The organism is Vibrio glycogenivorans, from assembly GCF_051660965.1.
GTDB lineage: Bacteria > Pseudomonadota > Gammaproteobacteria > Enterobacterales > Vibrionaceae > Vibrio.
This window is the reverse complement of record NZ_JBPVIS010000031.1, coordinates 1-1,594: the sequence shown is the minus strand read 5'-3', so window position 1 is coordinate 1,594 and position 1,594 is coordinate 1. Positions and strand designations below refer to the sequence as shown.

Here is a 1,594-nt window from a genome sequence, read left to right as displayed (position 1 = left end):
CTCTGAGACAGGTGCTGCATGGCTGTCGTCAGCTCGTGTTGTGAAATGTTGGGTTAAGTCCCGCAACGAGCGCAACCCTTATCCTTGTTTGCCAGCACTTCGGGTGGGAACTCCAGGGAGACTGCCGGTGATAAACCGGAGGAAGGTGGGGACGACGTCAAGTCATCATGGCCCTTACGAGTAGGGCTACACACGTGCTACAATGGCGCATACAGAGGGCAGCCAACTCGCGAGAGTGAGCGAATCCCAAAAAGTGCGTCGTAGTCCGGATTGGAGTCTGCAACTCGACTCCATGAAGTCGGAATCGCTAGTAATCGTAGATCAGAATGCTACGGTGAATACGTTCCCGGGCCTTGTACACACCGCCCGTCACACCATGGGAGTGGGCTGCAAAAGAAGTGGGTAGTTTAACCTTCGGGAGGACGCTCACCACTTTGTGGTTCATGACTGGGGTGAAGTCGTAACAAGGTAGCCCTAGGGGAACCTGGGGCTGGATCACCTCCTTATACGATGATTATTGCGATGAGTGTTCACACAGATTGATATGGTTTGTAAATGAAAGAGTGATTTTACTGTTTAGGTAAAATCAAAATTGGGGGTCTGTAGCTCAGGTGGTTAGAGCGTTCGCCTGATAAGCGAGAGGTCGGTGGTTCAAGTCCACTCAGACCCACCAAATCTTTCCGTCTGCTGCGTCAACAAGCGCGTTGTGTACTGATGTACACGGCCTTACTTGTTTCCTTGCATACGAAAAGATTCCCAGTCTCAATGACTGTTTATGGATTTATCCATTGATGGGGCTATAGCTCAGCTGGGAGAGCGCCTGCCTTGCACGCAGGAGGTCAGCAGTTCGATCCTGCTTAGCTCCACCATCTTTAAGCGCATTTGCTTAAGTGTTCTTAAAAATGGTTTTCAATAGAAAATCTGCTCTTTAAAAATTTGGAAAGCTGACGAATATTGTTTGATTAACAATATTCAATAAAAGTTCTCAAATCCTAATTTTCTTTGAAACATAAGAGATTAGGTACCAACACACATTCAAGTGTTCTTGGAAGTAGCGAAAGCTACTTAATATTTGAGTCCGGCAAAATCGAGTCTGCATCATGTATAAAAATTGCAGACAACTTTGGTTGTTTGACCTTTTGTCTTCACTTTTCAAAAGTGAAAGCAAAGAGACGACAATCTCGAGGTTTCTTTCGAAACTCTTTGGGGTTGTATGGTTAAGTGACTAAGCGTACACGGTGGATGCCTTGGCAGTCAGAGGCGATGAAAGACGTAGTAACTTGCGATAAGCCCAGATTAGGTAGTAACAACCTGTGAGTCTGGGATTTCTGAATGGGGAAACCCACTCTCATAAGAGAGTATCACTAACTGAATACATAGGTTAGTGAGGCGAACCGGGGGAACTGAAACATCTAAGTACCCCGAGGAAAAGAAATCAACCGAGATTCCGAAAGTAGCGGCGAGCGAAATTGGACTAGCCCTTAAGCTTTTAATGATACAGGTGAAGCCTCTGGAAAGTGGCGCGATACAGGGTGATAGCCCCGTAACCGACATATCATAATCAGTGAAATCGAGTAGGGCGGGACACGTGATA

At 46.5% G+C, this 1,594-nt stretch carries 2 tRNA genes and 2 rRNA genes; all 4 read left to right on the top strand.

From position 1 onward, the window contains the following. A 16S ribosomal RNA gene (locus ACSTTG_RS24125) occupies nucleotides 1-506 on the top strand; the annotation flags it as partial. Between the two features lie 90 nt (nucleotides 507-596). Further along, a tRNA-Ile gene (locus ACSTTG_RS24120) sits at nucleotides 597-673 on the top strand. Nucleotides 674-793: 120 nt separating this feature from the next. Further along, nucleotides 794-869, top strand: a tRNA-Ala gene (locus tag ACSTTG_RS24115). Nucleotides 870-1,215: 346 nt separating this feature from the next. After that, nucleotides 1,216-1,594 (top strand): 23S ribosomal RNA (locus tag ACSTTG_RS24110); the annotation flags it as partial.